The following is a 15,477-nucleotide window of genomic DNA, read 5'->3' as shown; positions in this document are numbered from 1 at the left end:
CCGGTCCGACCCCGCATGCCTCAGCCCTCCTCGCCCCACCACGGCCCGGCACCCGTCGTGTCCCGCAACGCGTTGGTGACGCAGTGGATCTCGCCGCCCACCGTGCCCACCGCGTGCGCGTAGTCCCACCCCTCGACCCACGCCAACTCCCCCGCCCCGGCTGCCGCCAAGACCGCCTCGGTCTCGGCCTTGAACGCCGCGTCGTGCGGTTCGGGGGCGAGGAAGGTGCCGGCCCCGGTCTGCACGCCGTTCGCCACGGCGGGCAGGGCGTTGGCGACGACGTCCTGGCGCGGATAGCCGGGGATCACCAGCCGTTCGAAGAGCGCGGGCACCCGCACGATGTCCTCGTCCGTCAGACCGAGTTCGTCCTCGAACAGGTCGAGCGCCGCCTCGATGCCCCGTGCCGCGATCCGGGTCCCCGCCAGGACCTCCGGGTCCTCCGAGCCCGTCAGTTCGAGACCGCGTTCCGGGTCGGCGACCAGCGCAGCCCAGCCGCGCGCGGTGTCCGCCGGGACGAAGGACACGAACTCGTCGATGTGGCCCACGCCCAGCCAGCTGGTGTCCACGGCCAGCGGACGCTGCTCGCGCTGCGCCTCCAGCAGCCGCAGGAAGTCCGCGTCCGGCGCCGCGTCCCCGCCGTCCGATCCGTACAGCACCCGGCCCGCCGGCACCCCCGCGTCCGGCGGCGTGACCAGGAAATTGCCGGTGGAGCTGAACGACCCCCACAGCTGGCTGCGTTCGTCGTCCCCGACCCGGCCGGCGTCGTACTCCTGGATCACCGCCGTACCGGAGCCGCCCAGCACCGTGTACGCCGAGCGCCCCGCGTCGCGCAGCGGGAAGTCGGCGGTGCTCCCCTCCGGCATCACATCGGCCGAGCGCAGCAGCACGTTCATCCGCCGCACCTCCCCGTCCGGGTCCGGTACGGCGAAGTAGCCGGTGATGAACTGGTCCCGCATCCACCGGTCGCCGCCCGTCGGGTACTCCAGCAGGTGCCCGTTCAGCCCGGCCGCCTCCAGCGCGGCGCTCAGCTCCTCCCGGAAGACCTCCTCGCCGTCCTCGACCGGTGCGGCGGGCGACTCCGGGTCGTAGCCGTGCCGTTCGGCGTCCTCGGGGGTGGTCCCGTTGTCGCTCATCACCATCCGGTCGACCGGCAGCAGATCGTGGGTCAGGATCAGCGGCGCGGCCCGCAGCGCGGCGTGTGCCCGCTCCTTACGCTCGCCGTCCACGACGGTGAGCGAGACCTCGATCCCGCCGTCCCACACCGCCGGGTCGCGCACCAGGTCGGTGGCCTCCAGGGCGAGTTCGACACCGTCGCGCAACTGCGCCGCGCTCAGCCGCTCCTCGGCGGGCAGCACGGTGTACGAGGTCCCCTCCCGGACGAACAGCCGGGTGTACGGGGCCGACGCGGGATCGACCCGGACCGTCCCGTACGCGTCCTCGCCGAGCCCCGGCAGCGCCCCGATCCGCAACGGGGCCAGGTCCAGGGCGTCCAGCGCCCCGTTCACCTCCTCGTCGGCGGCGTCGTGGCAGGCCGCCAGCGCGTCGTCGGTGAGCCGGGCCCCGTTCTCACCGAGGGACGGACAACGCCCGGCGCTGTCGTCAAGGTTGGGCATGACGTACGGAACGTCGGCCGTCAGCGTCACGGCGGAACCGGAGGTGCCGGCCGACTGGCAGCCGGCGAGCGGTATCAGGAGGGCGGCAGCCGCGCTCGAGGCCACGGCCAGCCTTGTGGTGCGTCTCATGATCCCCACCCTGGGCGAGCGACGCCGCCCGGCGCATCGGCCACCGGACAGAGATCACCACCCCGCGCCTCTGCCGTTCGGCAGAGGCGGCGCCCCTGCCCCGCCCGTACGCTGGCCCGATGCGCGGGTGGACGGTCGGCGAAGGCGTACGGGGGCTGCTCGCGGCCGGGTTGACGGTCGCGGCCCTCCTCGCGCTGCCCTCGGCCGGGCCGCTGATCACGCTCCCAGCGGCGCTCGCGGCCGGCACCGCCCTCCTGGCCCGGTCCCCGCACTCGGCGACCCCGGCGGTCGCGGCCGTCTCGCTGGCCGCGACCGCCGCCTACCGCGGCCCGGCGGGCAACGAGGTCGGCCCCTGGTGGCTCCTGGAGACCGCCGCCCTGCTCGCGCTGACCGTGCCGGCGGCCCGCCGCGCCCTCCACCACGCCGTACCGCCGGTGCTGGCCCTGACCGCGCTGCCGCTGCGCGTCGGCCTCCACCTCGAACCTCCCTCGCCCGCAGACGAACTGGCCGTCATCTGCCTGCTGGCCGCCGCCGCCTCCGGTGCCGCCGTCGCCGCCGGCCGCCACCTGCGGGCCCAGGAAGCCCGCCGCGCGCACGCGGTCCGCGAGGCCCGCCGGGCACAGCGCATCGCGCTCGCCCGCGATCTGCACGACTTCGTGGCCCATGAGGTGAGCGGCATGCTGGTGCAGGCCCAGGCCGGCCAACTCGTCGCCGAGGGCGACCCGGACGCGGCGATGGGCGTGCTGCGCCGCATCGAGGCGGCGGGGCTGCGCGCGATGGACACCCTGGAGGAGACGGTCCGCATGCTCGACACCGACGCCGGCGAGGACTCCGGCCCGACCGCACCGGGCGCGGTGCTCGCCGAACTGACCGCCGCCGTCCGGCGGTACGGCTCCGCCACCCTGGACCTGGACCCGGCCGTCCGTGACGTGCCGCCCTCCGCCCACCGGCTGGTGACGGAGGCGCTGACGAACGTACGCCGCCACGCGCCCGGTTGCGGCGACGTCCGGGTGACGGTGGCACGCGGGGGCGAGGGCCTGACGGTGCGGGTCCTCAACACCGCCCCGCCCGCCGCCACCGCCCGTCCCGCCGCCGTCGCCCCGCCCGCCACCGGCGCCGGAACGGGACTGGCCGCCCTGCGCCGCCGCCTGGCCACCGAGGACGCCCGCCTCACCGCCGGCCCCACCCCGTCCGGCGGCTGGCACACCACGGCCGTGTGGGGTGGCGCGTGACGATCCGCGTCCTGATCGCCGACGACCAGGACCTCGTACGGCACGGGTTCCGGATGATCGTCGGGGCCCAGCCCGACATGCGAGTGGCGGGGGAGACGGCGGACGGGCTCGCCGCCGTGGCGGCGGCCCGCGAACTGCGCCCCGACGTGGTGCTGGCCGACATCCGGATGCCCGGAGTGGACGGGCTGGAGGTGGTGCGGCGACTCGCTCCCGAAGGCCACCGGGTGATCGTGGTGACCACGTTCGACGACGACGCCTACCTGGGCCCGGCGCTGCGCGAGGGCGCCGCCGGCTATCTGCTGAAACGTTCGGGGCCGGCCCTGCTGGTGGAGTCGATCCGCGCGGCGATGGCCGGGGACACCCTCATCAGCCCCTCCCTGACCGCCCGCCTGCTGCGCGGACTCCCGGCGCCCCGCCCCGCCACCGGCCCCGACCCCTCGGTGCTGACCGCCCGCGAGACCGAGGTCGTACGCCTTGTCGCCCGGGGACTGAGCAACGGCGAGATCGCCGCGGCGCTGAGCATCGGCCTCGGCACGGTCAAGACCCACGCGGCGGCGGCCCAGCGCAAAGTGGGCGCCCGCAACCGGGTCGGCGTCGCCGCCTGGGCCTGGGGCGCGGGGCTGATGGAAGGCACCTGACCGGCAACCTCCTGAGACTGTCGCGGCCGAGGTGCAACTGCTCCACTTCGACCACGCCTACGCCGTGGTCGACCGCGAGACCGCCGGCGTCATCGAACACTTCGCCACCTTCGAGGTCCGCCCTCACCTGGACTGATGCACGATGACGGGCATTCACCTGGGGATCCCCGAGCGCGACCTGGCCGCCACCCTCCCGCTCCTGCGGGTCGGCGGATACGCGGTCACGACCCTGCCGGGCGGCGGCATCGGCATGTGGAGCCAGTGCCCGAGGGTGTGGTTGCCCAGTACAGGGGGGTGGAAATAAATCCCCCGGATGGATGGCAGGATTCTTCAATATATATCGAGGTTGACTTGGGAGATGCTCGTTGGTATGACAGCGTCGAGGATGCAGATCGTGACCTCAGCCTCTACGACTCAAATGAAGGGCCGGGTAGAGAAATACTCAGAGGTGATGTTTCGGTCGCCGATTCTTCTGGCTGCCCGTGGGAGTGAATATGTCTCTGGAGCGCAAAAAAGGACAGTGCTGGCGGACGTTTGCTCATGTGGTCCCAGTCCGGGCGATGAACCTCAGTGATTGGAATGTTCGAGATAAGGCAGTTCGTCCTGTGAGGCGAGGAGTCAGGGTGGGGTGGAAGTTGCGATGGGCGGACCCTCGTGCCTGACCTTGGATGGTTCTAGGTGCCGGATATTGCTACGATGACTTTTCCAAGATCAGGTTATCTTCTCGGTGAAAATTCGGCCAATAGGGCTGACTCGATTGGAATGCAAAGGGAGCTCACGACGAGATGAAAAGCCTTCGCCATCTGCTCATCTTTGCGGCTTTTCTCTCTCTTGCCGGTTGTTCGCTCATCTCGGTGGCGCCAGAAGGCGACAAGGCCGTGCCATCAAAGTTTCCGCATGATGAGGTTTCAAGTGCGGGATGGGCGCATACTCAAGCTCAGAGCTTCATGGCGTGGGCCAGTCTGATGGGAACGGATGAACAGCGCGCAGCCGTCGACGGGCGGGTCGTTAATGTCGGCGGTGATTGGAGCGACCGTTCAGGAATCGCTTGGGTGCTGACAGATCACGTGGATTCGGAAGAGGCGCGAATCGTTGCTGACGCTTTCAGTCAGTGGGAAGAGAATGCTGATATCCCGGTTCGGGTAGCCATCTACGGTAGTGCGCAGGAGCTTCTCTATCTCGGTTGTTCAGAGGGAGAAAGGGAGGAGCAAATCCAGCCCTGTGTTTGATTGGCTGAAGCTCTGACCGTGAGGCGGCTCACCCGAGACATGTGACCGCCACACGGTCGCCTCGAGTGCACCCCCCCTTCCTTCAGCTGTACGCGACGTGGATGGTTATGGGCATCGGGTTCGGTGTCGACGCCGCCGGGAGGTTCCTACCGCAGTGCCGCTTTACGCGCACCGGCGGTGTGCCGGTGAGCCCGGGGGATCGCGAAACCCACATTCACATCCCATGTGATCAGGCCATTCGCGTCGGCCTCGCCTGCAACTGTGCGAGGATGCGCCTCCGGGTGCCGTCGATCAGCCGTCGACGCGTGTCCACGTCCGCGGGCGGCCTGGCTTCTTGCCCACAGGCAACAACGGCTCAAGCCGGGCCCATTGCCCACGCGTCAGATCCCCACGTCCCACGGCCGTGATCACCGGCGACCTTGATCTACTGTCGCAACACACCTAGTTGCCGGGGTCGAGCAGTTCGAGGGCGCTGTCGAGTGCGCCGTCGGCCGAGCCGGCCTTGAGCGCGAAACGTACCGGAGCGAGCGGCCGGCCCGCCGGGTCACTGTGGTGGGCGTGGGCCGCTTTCTCCGCTGCCTTGAGCGACTTCACGGCGTAGGCCAGCAGGCGCCGCACCTCCTCCGGTTCCGCGACATCGACCAGCTCTGCGGAGCAGGCGAGGACCTTCTCGGCCGCCGCCTCCAGTTCATGGGGGCGGGGGATGGTGTCGGGCCCGATGGACTTCAGCCGGGCGTGCACCTGGCGCAGTCCGGCTATGGCGTCAGCGGTCATTCCGCAACCCTACGCGGGGGTGATGTTGCCGAGTTGGGCGATCAGCAGCGCCAGCCGGTATGCCTCGGCGAAGTCGGACGCGGAGTACGCGATGGTCCGCCCACCCCCGACGCGGGTGACGCCCGGCACCAGCATGGCCAGATCGACCGTGTGGGCCAGGCCCAGGTCGATCTCGACATCGACCGGCCCCCGCACCCGGAACGGCGTCACCTCATCCCGCCGCGCCACGGCCTTCGCGGCGGCGACCCGCAGCCGGTCCCGCGCCTCCTGCGGGTGCAGCGCGACGGCGGCGCCCTGGGCGAGCGCCCGCTTCACCTCGACGGTGACCGTCTCGGGCACCAGCTCACGTACCTCGGCGCAGGCCACGTCGTCACCGCTGAGCAGCACCACCGGCACCCCGAGGTGCCCGGCCATGGCGGCGTTCAGCCCGATCTCCCCGAGGGAGAGCCCGGCCACCCGCACATCCAGAATGATGCCGTTCATGGTGTGCGCGATCACGGCGGGCCCGGACCCGGCCCGGCCGTGGTATCCGACGAACAGCACCGCGTCGGTCTCCGCGTCCAGCCCGCCGAGCATCCCGGACGGCCGGGGCTTCCCCCGCACCAGCAGCGCCCGCCGGTCGAGCTCCTCCGGCAGCAGATTGCGGAACGACCCGTGCGCGTCGGCCACCCAGACCTCGGCCCCGGGCTCCCCCTCCAGCACCCCGTCGATCACGGCGTTGACCTCGGCCGTCATCGTCGTACGGGCCCGCGTGTAGTCGTAGCCTTCCGGGTGCGTCTCGGTGGGGTGCACGACCCCGGAGATGCCTTCCATGTCCACAGAGATCAGTACCTTGGTCACCCGTCCGACCTTACGCCGCCGCCCCGGAGGACCGGGCCGAAATCGCCCCGCTGAGCAGGACGGCACGTCGACGGGTGGCGAATCGGGGCAGCCTCACCACGAGCGCGTTCCGGCGGCCCGACTGCACGCTCGGTCGCCGGCCGCGGTCGAGCGCGCGCATCGCGGTCGCGACCACCTGTTCGGGGGTCTGGTAAGAGCCCTGGTGGGCCCCGCTGCCCAGGCCGTCGAAGAACTCGGTGCGGGTGAGGCCCGGGGCGAGCGACAGCACCCGCAGGCCGGTACCGCGCGACTCGTGCCACAGCGCCTCGGTGAAACTGAGGACGAACGCCTTGCAGGCGGCGTAGACCGCCATCGCGGGAACGGGGGTGTACGCCGCCATGCTCGCGACATTCACGAGAACGCCCCGCCCGGAGTCGCGGAGCGGTTCGATGAACGCGCGGGTGAGATCCACGAGGTTGGCGACATTGACGTTCATCTCGTCGGTGAGCCGGTCCGGGTCCTCCTTGTGGAAGGGGCCGTCGGTACCGAAACCGGCGTTGTTCACCAGCCCGTCGACTGTGATGTCCCGCCGGGCCAGTTCGGCGGCCAGGCGCCGGCCCGCGCCCGGCTCACTGAGGTCGAGGGGTATCGCGGTGGCGCGCACGCCGTGCCGTGTCCGTAGCTCGGAGGCGAGTTCTTCCAGGCGGTCGAGGCGCCGGGCGACGAGGACGACGTCGGAGCCGCGGCGGGCGAGTTCGCGGGCGAAGGCGGTGCCGATGCCGGAGCTGGCGCCCGTGACGATCGTGGTCTGACCGGAGAAGCTGATCGGAGTCATGGCTGCACCGTACGCAATGCCTTGCACTCAGTGCAAGGTTATGCATCCAGTGCAGAGATTTAGACTGAGTGCATGGCCGAAACTCCCTCGCTCCGCGAGCGCGCGCGCCGCGCGGCTCGTACGGAAATCACCGCCACCGCGGTACGGCTCTTCGCGGAGAACGGCTTCGAGGCGACGACGATCGACCAGATCACCGCCGCGGTCGGCATTTCCCGCCGTTCGTTCTTCCACTACTTCGGCAGCAAGGAGGATGTCGTCCTCGGCGACACCGAGGCGCTGGGGGAGTCGGTGCGAGCCGCGCTGGAGGCCCGTCCGGCGGACGAGTCGGCATGGACCGCCATCAAGCAGGCGTTCCTGGTGCTCCAGCAGAAGGCGGGCAGCCTGGAGGAACAGCTGATCCTCGCGCGCATCCACCACGAGGCGCCCTCCCTGCGCGCCCGGCACCTGGAGAAGCACCTGCGCTGGCAGGAACTGCTCGCTCCCGAGGTGCAGCGCCGTCTCGGCCTGCCCGACTCCCCGGCCCCCGATCCGCGCGCCCTGGCCTTCGTCGCCGCCGCGCTGGCCTGCCTCGACGCCGCCGTCGACGCGTGGTACCGCTCCGGAGGAGCCGACGACCCCGAGCGCTTCTTCGACGAGGCGGTCGCCACCCTCCGCGCCTAGAGCACGGAGCGCGCCCGCCTCGGCGTGCGGAAACGGGCCCCTCCGAGTCGGCTCCGCCCGCAGGTCAATCCCGAAGCCCGGCCCCGAATGTCGGCAGCGGATGCGAGGGCTCGCCGAGCCAGGGCCGGCATGTTCCGTCACGGGCGACGGTGAGCCCGAAGGAGTTCAGTCGCGGGGCCCCTTGCCCCCGCCACCATTCCAGCGCCCGCGCCACCTCGTCCCACAGTCGGCGTGGCCCGGACTGATACACGGTGGCCTCGTCCTTCCCCTCCGCGAAAAGGACGGACGCCCACGACCGTGACCCCTGGGTCATGTCGAAGAACCACAGTGTCGACTTGCCATCCTCCCCGGCGTTCAGCACATGGGCGCAGTCCGGCACGCACAGCCCCAGCACGAACCGCGCCCCGCGGAACCGCTGCCCTTCGCCCAGATCGGAGAGGGTCACGCTGGTGGCCGACTCGTCCGCGTCTCCCGGATACTCCCGGACATGCCGGCCGAACCGCCCCCAGTCCAGGCGCTGCGCCCGCAGCTTCATGAACTCCAGCGGGCGTAGAAATGGCCCGCTCGCGGTCCCGTCCCCGACTACGGTCAGCCGTACCAACGCGTCCTCGTCGCAGTAGTGCGTCCCCCACGGGGCCACGATCAGGCCACCCGGCCGGGTCTGTCGCACCCACGCCGACGGGAACTCCCGTACCCCGGCCGTGACGATCACCCGGTCGTACGGCGCCCGCGCCGCCCAGCCGTCCCGGCCGTCCGCGCACACCACCTCGGGAAACAGTCCGAGACTGCCCAACTTCGCCCGCGCCCGAGACGCCACCCTCTCGTCCACCTCGACGGAGACCACGTTCCGATCGCCCAGCCGCGCGGACAGCAGCCCGGCGTTCCAGCCCGTTCCCGTGCCGATCTCCAGCACCCGGGCGCCGGGGTACACATCGAGATCGCCCAGCATCCGCGTCACGACGGACGGCATGCTCGCCGAACTGGTCGGCACCTGGCCCGGACCGGGCCCCGGGTGCTGCCCGTCGTCCCACTGCGTGGTGACGGGAACATTCGTGTACGCCGCACGTTCCCACGCCACCGGATCCGTCCGCCGGTCCACGGTCCGGCTCCGGCCGCTGTCCATGTCGTACGGCCACATCAGATCGGGCAGAAATACCTCACGCGGCACGGCCTCGAACGCGTCGGCCCACTCCCGCGCCATCGCACCCGTGCGCAGCAGGAACCGCGTCAGTCCTTCAAGGGGACTGACGCGCTCCCTTCGATCAGATTTCACGTGCACTTCTCCATCGCCCTCGGCGTCCCCGCCATCGCCTCGCGCGGCTTGTCCTATCTGTCGCAACCCACCCCCAGAGCGTCCGCTACGACTCGGCGGCGTCTTCGTGTATACGGGATCGGTGTTCCGAGCGCAGACGCGACAGCTCTTGCTCTCGCACAGCACGCACCTCGTCGCGGATCCTGCTCATGACGAACTCGCCGAGTGTGCAGCACAGATCCATCCGCTGGATGCACACCCCGACCATGAAGGGGCCGTGCTGGGCTCGGTAGAGCCGGATCCCGTAGTAGCCCTCCTCGCAATCGGTTTCATTGTTGAAACGGCAGCCTTCACAGGTCTGAGGCAGCCGTACGGGACGGATCGACTTGGCGTACAACGTGCGGCCATCCGGCAGCCGGTAGCGGGTTCGCTGGTCCGAGGTGCCAGCCGTGAAGATGCGGTGCACGGGTACCGCTCCGACGGAATCCAGAACCTCCCGCATCGCGGCCAGCGACGCATCCCCGTCTTCGAGATTGATCAGCATGCGGACGGCGACATCGCGCCCGTAATCCTCGATGACCCGCAGCACGCGCGGGACGTGGCTGCGATCCGGCACCACGAGGTTGGCCGACACTCTGACGCCGTTGCGCAGTGCCGCGTCGATGGTGGCGTGCAAGGCCGTGATCTTCCGCTCCGCCAGCTTCACCGAACCGATGCGCGGTGCCTGGACAGCGGCCAGTTCATCTGCCGTGGTGCCGAAGACCGAGAGATTGACCCGGTCGAGTCCGGCTTTCGCGCATTCCTTCAGCACGGCGGCACCGTTCTCGCCATTGGAAGTCAACCCCACGGTCAGCCCCAGCCGACGCGCCTGGGCCACCAGGTCCGGGAGCCGGGGATGAAGGGTCGGCTCCCCACCGGTGAAGTGGACTTCGTCGGTCTCCACCGACCCCCGTAGGGCGGCGAGGGCAAGGGCGAAGTCAGTGCCGGGCTCGATCCTGGCGGGCAAGAAGGAGGCCCCATTGGTGTGCAGGTAGATGGATACTCGTCCGCTCTTGCCAGGAGCACCGGTGTACTCGCCCGGTTGGCGGCCGGCATTGTCGGCGGCCACGGGGGTTCCCTCGTTGTGGCAGAATCCGCAGGCCAGCCCGCAAGCGTCGATGACCTTTACTCGAACTGTACGATCCGGCACCACGGAAACGGGCAGGCCGGTCAGATCTTCCGCATACACGGCGTACCTCTCATAGAGGCGGGAAACGCAGTTCTTCGATCTGCGTGAGATCGATTCCATGCCGGGCGTAAATTCCGAGGGTGTTCACTGCACTCAGGCTCTCCGGGTCCAGTCCGAGGATCTTCGATGTGGAGATGACGTCCTCGACACTGTCGCCTTCGATTTCCAGGTATGGCGGGATGAGCGGCCACGAGTCGATCTCCAGGCGCACATCGTCCAGCACGTATGAGACGCGCCGGTTCTCCTGGTACGCCTTCGCCGTGAAGCCCATGAGCTTCAAAAGGGCGTGTGTGTCCTCGAAGTGGGAGACCGTGACCTCTTCCTCGTGCGTGCCGTCGATCGCATCGGAAACGATCTGCTTGACGCACAACGTGACCTCGGTTCCTGTGTCCCGCAGCCTGACCCAGCGCCCTTGTTCTCCCGGCACGACGTCGTACACGTACCGCCGCATCAGCCGGTCGGCGACATGCAGGCCACCTTCATTTCTGATCCGTGCGGTGATGGCCTGAACGTCGATGTCCAGTGCCTTGGCCTCGTACTCCGTGGTGCTCACGGTGTCTCCATTTCCGCTCGGGCTTTTCCACGGGTCCTGCTCTGGGACCACGGAGACCCCGCAATGAGGGCCCATCTCTCTGCCCACCGCTTGCGAGCCGTTCTCACCACCGCTGTTGGGGGACGAGGTCGTGTGGGCCGCCGTCGTGCTCGCTGGCCTCGTTCTCCGCCGCCGGTACCGGGAGCGCGGGGTTGAGCCCCCTGGGGTGACGGAAGGGAACACCCAGCCATCCCTCGGAGTCGGGCGTGCGTGTCTCGTACGCATCGACGGTGGGTGTGGTCATTTGTCCGGATCCTCTTTCCAGCCGAGGTCACACCGTCGTATGGTCGGTGGTATGACCGGCGAACCGCCGGGCGTCGACGCCCGGCGGTGGTCACCCGCTTCGGCTGCTTGACCTGTCGAGGGCTCTCATTGGCCGGAGCGGGGACATCAAGGCTTCGGGTTCATCCGTCCGCAGCCCTTCTTTTTGCCACGTTAGGAGAGAAGAGCGCGCGGTTCCCAGCGAGTTCCACCGAGTTCTACGCCGTCACTCGATCGAGTCGATGGCGGCCGTGATCAGCGCTCGCGCCTTGGCACCGTGGACGGCCAGCCGGGAGAACTCCGCGAATGCTCTGAGATATTGCCGGACCTCGGTAGGGGCCGTGACCTTCACCCGAGCCGCCAGCAGTTCCGTCTCGGCCTGCTCCTCGTCATACACCGTGAACGTCTCGATCACCCACATCCGGCGTTCCGCGCTGAAGGGAATCACGCCGAGCGAGATCGACGGGAAGGCCATGGCTGAGAGCAGATAGCCCAGTTGGCCGGCCATCGTTTCGGCATCGCCCACCTGATGGCGCAACACCGACTCCTCCAGTAACAGGGCGAGTCGGTGATTCCCTTGCCGTGTGACGCGGGCGGAGCGGGAAAGCCGGGCCTCGACGGCGGCGTCCACGTCATCCGGCGTGTTGTGGAATGCACTGATGGAACGCAGCAGGGCGGTGGCGTAGGAGTGAGTCTGCAACACTCCCGGGACCACGTTGGAGCAATAGGTCCGGAACACCCGCGTCCGGTCGTACAGCGGCAGGTATGACTCCTGTAGCTGCCGGAGTCCGGTGCGTTGCAGCCGCCGCCATTCGACGTACATGTCATCGGCGGAGCGGGCCGCCGCGATCAGATCAGTGGCCTGCTCCTCTGCCGCGCATGCCCGGCACCACGTCCGGATGTCGTCGGCGGAGGGCGGTGTCACGGCGTTCTCAAGGCGAGAGACCTTGGATTTGTACCAGCCGGCACGGAGGGCAAGTGCCTGGCCCGACAGGCCCGCGTCGGTCCGAAGCTCCCGCAGTTGGCTTGCGACAGCCTTGCGGGCGGACTGGACACTCGATGAGAGATGCGCGGGCATGTCCGGTAATTCGGCCGTCAGACGTGGTAATCCTCGTGTGGTGTGGCCCGTTGCCACACCTCTTCGAACGCGGTCGCACAGAACTGTGCCACATCCGGTCGTTCGTCCAGCTCCGGTCCCGCAGAGCCTCCGTCTCCGGTGAAGTGGTTCCACATGATGACGCTCTGATCGAACAGCCAGAAGTCATTGCCCGGCAGCGCGATGTCTGATGATCTGCGACGGGGAAGCCAGCGCACGGATTCACCTGCGGCGATGTTCTGATAGGTGCATCCGTGCTCGTAGCGGATGTAGTCGCTCACGGGCTCCGATACGATGCGTGCGCGACGCAACACGACACCTCGGGCGGTCGCGTCACGCACCCAGGTGTGGAAGTCGCTCCACCAGGACTGGGGGTCCGCTTCCGGCCGCCAGCCCGCACGCCACTTCTCGAATTCCACCGTCTCTTCGCCGATTCCGTAGGCATCGCGCAGTTCCAGGTGCACGGCCGAATGGCGCGTGTTGGACAGCAGATCAACGAACGCCGTGTCGGTCTGCGACATCACAAGCCTCCTTGAGGGCCGGCACCATCCGCACCGGAAGCCGTACCACGGCTTCGGTCTCTGGAATCGGACCCGTTCCACGGCACCGTGCCAGCAGAGCTTCGTCAGCCTTCCAGCCCTGAATCACGATCTCTTCCGCCTCGTCGTCCACCCAAACGGTCGGACACTGGGTGCCATTGGTGTTGGGATCCTTCGAGATGAACCGCAGTGCCATAACTTCCTCCGGTCTGCTGCCGGTTCCATGGAGTTCTCACCAGCGTCCACAGACTGCCCGGCCGCGTCAAGAGGCCCCCGATGTGCGACAAAGGCGCTGGGCCTTCCAGCTCACCGGATGGCTCTGGTGACGTGGAGCCGAACCTGCGAAGGGCCCTGGGGCCCGAGACACGCCAAATGACCTCGACGAGGCGTGCCGTCAGTTCTAGAGGCGGGTGAGGAACGTGGTGCACGCCGGGGCGGGGATCAGGATCACCCGATCGGGTAGCTTGCCGTCCCGGACAGGTACCGCGCCGGCGTCGTCGCGCGCGACCTCGACGCAGTTGCCGTTTCCCGCGCTGTAGCTGCTCGCGCGCCATCGGTCCGGCTTGAGCTGGTCCCGGTTCACGAGTCGCTCCTATCAGGTCCGAAGGTGGCTGATGAGTGCTTTCCAAGCCGGGCTGGGGATCAGCAGCACCTGGTGGGGCTGCTTGCTGTCCCGGACCGGGACGATGCCGGGTATGCCATCGGCGACCTCGACGCAGTTCCCGTTGGCCTGGCTTCTGCGAGGCTTGCGCCACTGAGCGTGCGTGAGATGTGTCGCGAGGCCCAATTCGCTGTTCATAGCTCCCTCATCCTGCTTCTGATCATCTCAAGCGTCTGCGGCACGCTTATGGCGTTGGCTCGAAGATTGTCGAACAACACCTCGTGCTCCTGCAGATTGCCGACGTAGGGATCGGCATTGGCCTCCACATAGACGACGTCCGGGTCTTCGGGATGCGCGAACCGCAGGATAACGAAGGGTCCCACCAGTGTCCCCGGATGGGCGCCGATGGAGAAGGGGATGGCCTGCAACAGAACGTTGGGGCTGTCGGCCATGTCGAGGAGGTGGGCGAGTTGGGCGCGCATGACCTCGGGACCGCCCACCATGCGGCACAGCGCTGATTCGTCCAGAACGGCGCGAAGCTGGATGGGGTTGTGCTGGGTGAGCAACTGTTGCCGCTGCATCCGGACATCGAGACGCTGTTCCAGTGCCTCGTCGGTGAGCCCGGGGCCGGTCGCGCGGTTGATGGCTTCGGCGTACTGGCTGGTCTGAAGGAGTCCGGGGATCACCGTTTCGTAGGTGAGGATGGTCTCCGCCTCGGCCTCCAAGCCGATGAAGGTGGTGTAGGGGATGTCGCTGTAGAGCTGCCACCATCCCTTCTTCCGCGCTTCCTTCGTGAGTATCGCCAGCTTCTCCCGCTGCGCCTCGTCGTTCAGCTGGTAGAGGTCCAGGAGCTTGGTCACGTCGGCCGGCGTGGGTGTCGAGCGACCCGCTTCGAGGCGGGACAGTTTGGAGGCTGACCACTTCAGGGACTTGGCGGCGTCGTTCCCCTTGAGGCCGACTCCCTCCCGGAGCCGCTTCAGTTCGAGGCCGAGGCGTCGTCGCCGCACCACAGGGCTGGATGTTGTCACGGCAGCAGTGTGCCACCAGTTGAGGCATCGTCACACCAAGATGCAATTGCATGGTGATGTGGTGTTGCACTCAAGGCTGCAATGCGGGCATGCTGAGCCGCGACGGTGCGCATTCGATGCATGGCGCGCTGTGATGTCGGCGCGGGCGTTGAACGCGCCGCCCTTCCCCCGCTCTGGAGGTGTGATGAGGAATCCGGTGCAGGTCGGTTACCGAAAGAACGTGTACGGGTGCTCGTTAATCGCCTGCGCGGTGGAGGTGGAGCGGTGGCGGGCCGTCGCTGGGGAGGTGGCCCGGGGGTGGGGTGGCTCTCGGGACGCCGTCGATCTGGTGCGGTTGGGGGTCAGCGAGTTGCTCGGCAATGTGGCGAAGCATGTCGAGAACCCGCGCTGCTATCTGCGGATGACGCGGATCGGAGTAGAGGTGACGGTGCAGGTCTTCGACCGGTCGGTGCGGTTGCCGGTGCTGGGGCATCGGGCGCCCGCCTGGGACGCCGAAAGTGGGCGTGGGTTGTGGATGCTGCGGGAGATGGCGTGCGCGTTCGGGTGTGAGCGGACCGTCCGGTGCGCGGGCAAGATCGTCTGGTTCCGGTGCGCGCTGTGAACGTGTCGACGCAGGTGTGGGTGCAGACCGACGCGATCTCCGGTTGGGCGGAGGAGGGGGAGTGCCTGATGTGCGGGCGCACCCGGGTGCTGGTGATGTGGCTGGGCCCGGTGGTCGGGTTCGGGCGCAGCCGGCCGTTCCACGCCTGCGAGCCGTGTGCCGTGCGGCTGGCGCGGTGGGTGCGGGGGGCCGAGCCCGGGCCGCGTGAACCGACCGCGAGCACGCACGGGGCCTCGACGTTCGCGCGGGGGTACGAGACCGCCGTCAACGCGGTCGCGGCCGTGACCATCGCCGGTGTGCTGTCGCTCAGCGGTGTCGCCGCCGGGTTATGGCTGGGGGCGCGGTGAGGC

General features: G+C 68.8%; 20 protein-coding genes. 6 read left to right on the top strand and 14 right to left on the bottom strand.

Translation table 11 applies throughout. The annotated features are described in order from the left end of the window. Positions 1-20: 20 nt before the first annotated feature. Complete coding sequence (locus H7827_RS10905; RefSeq protein ID WP_432744534.1) at positions 21-1,742, bottom strand: protein-arginine deiminase family protein; 1,722 nt, start codon at positions 1,740-1,742, stop codon at positions 21-23. A 119-nt stretch (positions 1,743-1,861) separates the two neighbouring features. Between H7827_RS10905 and H7827_RS10900 the strand changes: the two genes are divergently transcribed. The 3 genes from H7827_RS10900 (at position 1,862) to H7827_RS10890 (ending at position 4,841) form a co-directional block, all read left to right on the top strand. Continuing rightward, positions 1,862-2,974: a sensor histidine kinase gene (locus H7827_RS10900; protein ID WP_432744532.1), complete on the top strand. Its 1,113-nt coding sequence runs from the start codon at positions 1,862-1,864 to the stop codon at positions 2,972-2,974. Then, positions 2,971-3,612 (top strand): response regulator, encoded by a 642-nt coding sequence (locus tag H7827_RS10895; RefSeq protein WP_432744530.1) that lies wholly within the window; start codon positions 2,971-2,973, stop codon positions 3,610-3,612. Before H7827_RS10900 ends, H7827_RS10895 begins: the two co-directional genes overlap by 4 nt. Before the next feature lie 785 nt (positions 3,613-4,397). Next, positions 4,398-4,841 carry a hypothetical protein gene (locus H7827_RS10890; protein ID WP_432744528.1) on the top strand — a complete coding sequence of 148 codons (444 nt, stop codon included), beginning with the start codon at positions 4,398-4,400 and terminating at the stop codon, positions 4,839-4,841. A gap of 441 nt (positions 4,842-5,282) precedes the next feature. Here H7827_RS10890 and H7827_RS10885 read toward each other — a convergent pair whose 3' ends face one another. The 3 genes from H7827_RS10885 to H7827_RS10875 are packed head-to-tail and all read right to left on the bottom strand — an operon-like array spanning position 5,283 to position 7,269. Further along, positions 5,283-5,615 carry a hypothetical protein gene (locus H7827_RS10885; protein ID WP_432744526.1) on the bottom strand — a complete coding sequence of 111 codons (333 nt, stop codon included), beginning with the start codon at positions 5,613-5,615 and terminating at the stop codon, positions 5,283-5,285. A gap of 9 nt (positions 5,616-5,624) precedes the next feature. After that, positions 5,625-6,455, bottom strand: coding sequence for a M55 family metallopeptidase (locus H7827_RS10880; protein ID WP_432744525.1), 831 nt, complete (start codon positions 6,453-6,455; stop codon positions 5,625-5,627). Between the two features lie 10 nt (positions 6,456-6,465). After that, complete coding sequence (locus H7827_RS10875; protein WP_432744523.1) at positions 6,466-7,269, bottom strand: SDR family NAD(P)-dependent oxidoreductase; 804 nt, start codon at positions 7,267-7,269, stop codon at positions 6,466-6,468. A 72-nt stretch (positions 7,270-7,341) separates the two neighbouring features. Here H7827_RS10875 and H7827_RS10870 point away from each other — a divergent pair, with 72 nt between their 5' ends. Then, complete coding sequence (locus H7827_RS10870; protein ID WP_432744521.1) at positions 7,342-7,929, top strand: TetR/AcrR family transcriptional regulator; 588 nt, start codon at positions 7,342-7,344, stop codon at positions 7,927-7,929. Between the two features lie 64 nt (positions 7,930-7,993). Here H7827_RS10870 and H7827_RS10865 read toward each other — a convergent pair whose 3' ends face one another. The 10 genes from H7827_RS10865 to H7827_RS10820 form a co-directional block, all read right to left on the bottom strand. Beyond that, on the bottom strand, positions 7,994-9,202 hold the full coding sequence (locus tag H7827_RS10865) for a methyltransferase domain-containing protein (protein ID WP_432744518.1): 1,209 nt from the start codon (positions 9,200-9,202) through the stop codon (positions 7,994-7,996). Between the two features lie 85 nt (positions 9,203-9,287). Then, positions 9,288-10,409, bottom strand: a complete 1,122-nt coding sequence (locus H7827_RS10860) for a radical SAM protein (RefSeq protein WP_432744516.1) — start codon at positions 10,407-10,409, stop codon at positions 9,288-9,290. A gap of 10 nt (positions 10,410-10,419) precedes the next feature. Further along, positions 10,420-10,962 carry a class IV adenylate cyclase gene (locus tag H7827_RS10855; protein WP_432744514.1) on the bottom strand — a complete coding sequence of 181 codons (543 nt, stop codon included), beginning with the start codon at positions 10,960-10,962 and terminating at the stop codon, positions 10,420-10,422. A 103-nt stretch (positions 10,963-11,065) separates the two neighbouring features. Beyond that, positions 11,066-11,245, bottom strand: a complete 180-nt coding sequence (locus H7827_RS10850; protein WP_432744512.1) for a hypothetical protein — start codon at positions 11,243-11,245, stop codon at positions 11,066-11,068. Positions 11,246-11,488: 243 nt separating this feature from the next. Continuing rightward, the gene (locus H7827_RS10845; RefSeq protein WP_432744509.1) at positions 11,489-12,340 is read right to left on the bottom strand and encodes a helix-turn-helix domain-containing protein; all 852 of its coding nucleotides are present in this window, start codon (positions 12,338-12,340) and stop codon (positions 11,489-11,491) included. Positions 12,341-12,357: 17 nt separating this feature from the next. Next, complete coding sequence (locus tag H7827_RS10840; protein WP_432744507.1) at positions 12,358-12,879, bottom strand: DUF6879 family protein; 522 nt, start codon at positions 12,877-12,879, stop codon at positions 12,358-12,360. Further along, on the bottom strand, positions 12,851-13,093 hold the full coding sequence (locus tag H7827_RS10835) for a hypothetical protein (protein ID WP_200365051.1): 243 nt from the start codon (positions 13,091-13,093) through the stop codon (positions 12,851-12,853). Before H7827_RS10835 ends, H7827_RS10840 begins: the two co-directional genes overlap by 29 nt. Before the next feature lie 204 nt (positions 13,094-13,297). Continuing rightward, a complete protein-coding gene (locus H7827_RS10830) occupies positions 13,298-13,480 on the bottom strand; it encodes a DUF397 domain-containing protein (RefSeq protein WP_432744504.1) in 183 nt (60 codons plus the stop codon). Positions 13,481-13,492: 12 nt separating this feature from the next. Continuing rightward, entirely contained in the window at positions 13,493-13,696 is a 204-nt protein-coding gene (locus tag H7827_RS10825) for a DUF397 domain-containing protein (protein WP_432744502.1), read from the bottom strand. Further along, positions 13,693-14,526, bottom strand: coding sequence for a helix-turn-helix domain-containing protein (locus tag H7827_RS10820; RefSeq protein ID WP_432744500.1), 834 nt, complete (start codon positions 14,524-14,526; stop codon positions 13,693-13,695). The genes H7827_RS10825 and H7827_RS10820 overlap by 4 nt, the downstream gene beginning before the upstream one ends. A gap of 184 nt (positions 14,527-14,710) precedes the next feature. Between H7827_RS10820 and H7827_RS10815 the strand changes: the two genes are divergently transcribed. Beyond that, complete coding sequence (locus tag H7827_RS10815; RefSeq protein ID WP_432744498.1) at positions 14,711-15,127, top strand: ATP-binding protein; 417 nt, start codon at positions 14,711-14,713, stop codon at positions 15,125-15,127. Next, the gene (locus H7827_RS10810) at positions 15,124-15,474 is read left to right on the top strand and encodes a hypothetical protein (protein ID WP_432744496.1); all 351 of its coding nucleotides are present in this window, start codon (positions 15,124-15,126) and stop codon (positions 15,472-15,474) included. The genes H7827_RS10815 and H7827_RS10810 overlap by 4 nt, the downstream gene beginning before the upstream one ends. Positions 15,475-15,477 lie beyond the last annotated feature (3 nt).

Origin of the sequence: Streptomyces sp. JH002 (assembly GCF_050916115.1) — a bacterium.
GTDB classification, from domain to species: Bacteria; Actinomycetota; Actinomycetes; order Streptomycetales; family Streptomycetaceae; genus Streptomyces; species Streptomyces xiamenensis.
Note: the sequence above shows the minus strand (reverse complement) of the source record. Positions and strands in the feature narration are given on the sequence as shown.

Excerpts from the sequence above, each read along its gene's own strand:
- H7827_RS10905 (WP_432744534.1), bottom strand. The coding sequence starts at position 1,742 with ATGAGACGCACCACAAGGCTGGCCGTGGCCTCGAGCGCGGCTGCCGCC.
- H7827_RS10900 (WP_432744532.1), top strand. The coding sequence starts at position 1,862 with ATGCGCGGGTGGACGGTCGGCGAAGGCGTACGGGGGCTGCTCGCGGCC.
- H7827_RS10890 (WP_432744528.1), top strand. The coding sequence starts at position 4,398 with ATGAAAAGCCTTCGCCATCTGCTCATCTTTGCGGCTTTTCTCTCTCTT.
- H7827_RS10885 (WP_432744526.1), bottom strand. The coding sequence starts at position 5,615 with ATGACCGCTGACGCCATAGCCGGACTGCGCCAGGTGCACGCCCGGCTG.
- H7827_RS10875 (WP_432744523.1), bottom strand. The coding sequence starts at position 7,269 with ATGACTCCGATCAGCTTCTCCGGTCAGACCACGATCGTCACGGGCGCC.
- H7827_RS10870 (WP_432744521.1), top strand. The coding sequence starts at position 7,342 with ATGGCCGAAACTCCCTCGCTCCGCGAGCGCGCGCGCCGCGCGGCTCGT.
- H7827_RS10850 (WP_432744512.1), bottom strand. The coding sequence starts at position 11,245 with ATGACCACACCCACCGTCGATGCGTACGAGACACGCACGCCCGACTCC.
- H7827_RS10845 (WP_432744509.1), bottom strand. The coding sequence starts at position 12,340 with ATGCCCGCGCATCTCTCATCGAGTGTCCAGTCCGCCCGCAAGGCTGTC.
- H7827_RS10840 (WP_432744507.1), bottom strand. The coding sequence starts at position 12,879 with ATGTCGCAGACCGACACGGCGTTCGTTGATCTGCTGTCCAACACGCGC.
- H7827_RS10835 (WP_200365051.1), bottom strand. The coding sequence starts at position 13,093 with ATGGCACTGCGGTTCATCTCGAAGGATCCCAACACCAATGGCACCCAG.
- H7827_RS10825 (WP_432744502.1), bottom strand. The coding sequence starts at position 13,696 with ATGAACAGCGAATTGGGCCTCGCGACACATCTCACGCACGCTCAGTGG.
- H7827_RS10815 (WP_432744498.1), top strand. The coding sequence starts at position 14,711 with ATGAGGAATCCGGTGCAGGTCGGTTACCGAAAGAACGTGTACGGGTGC.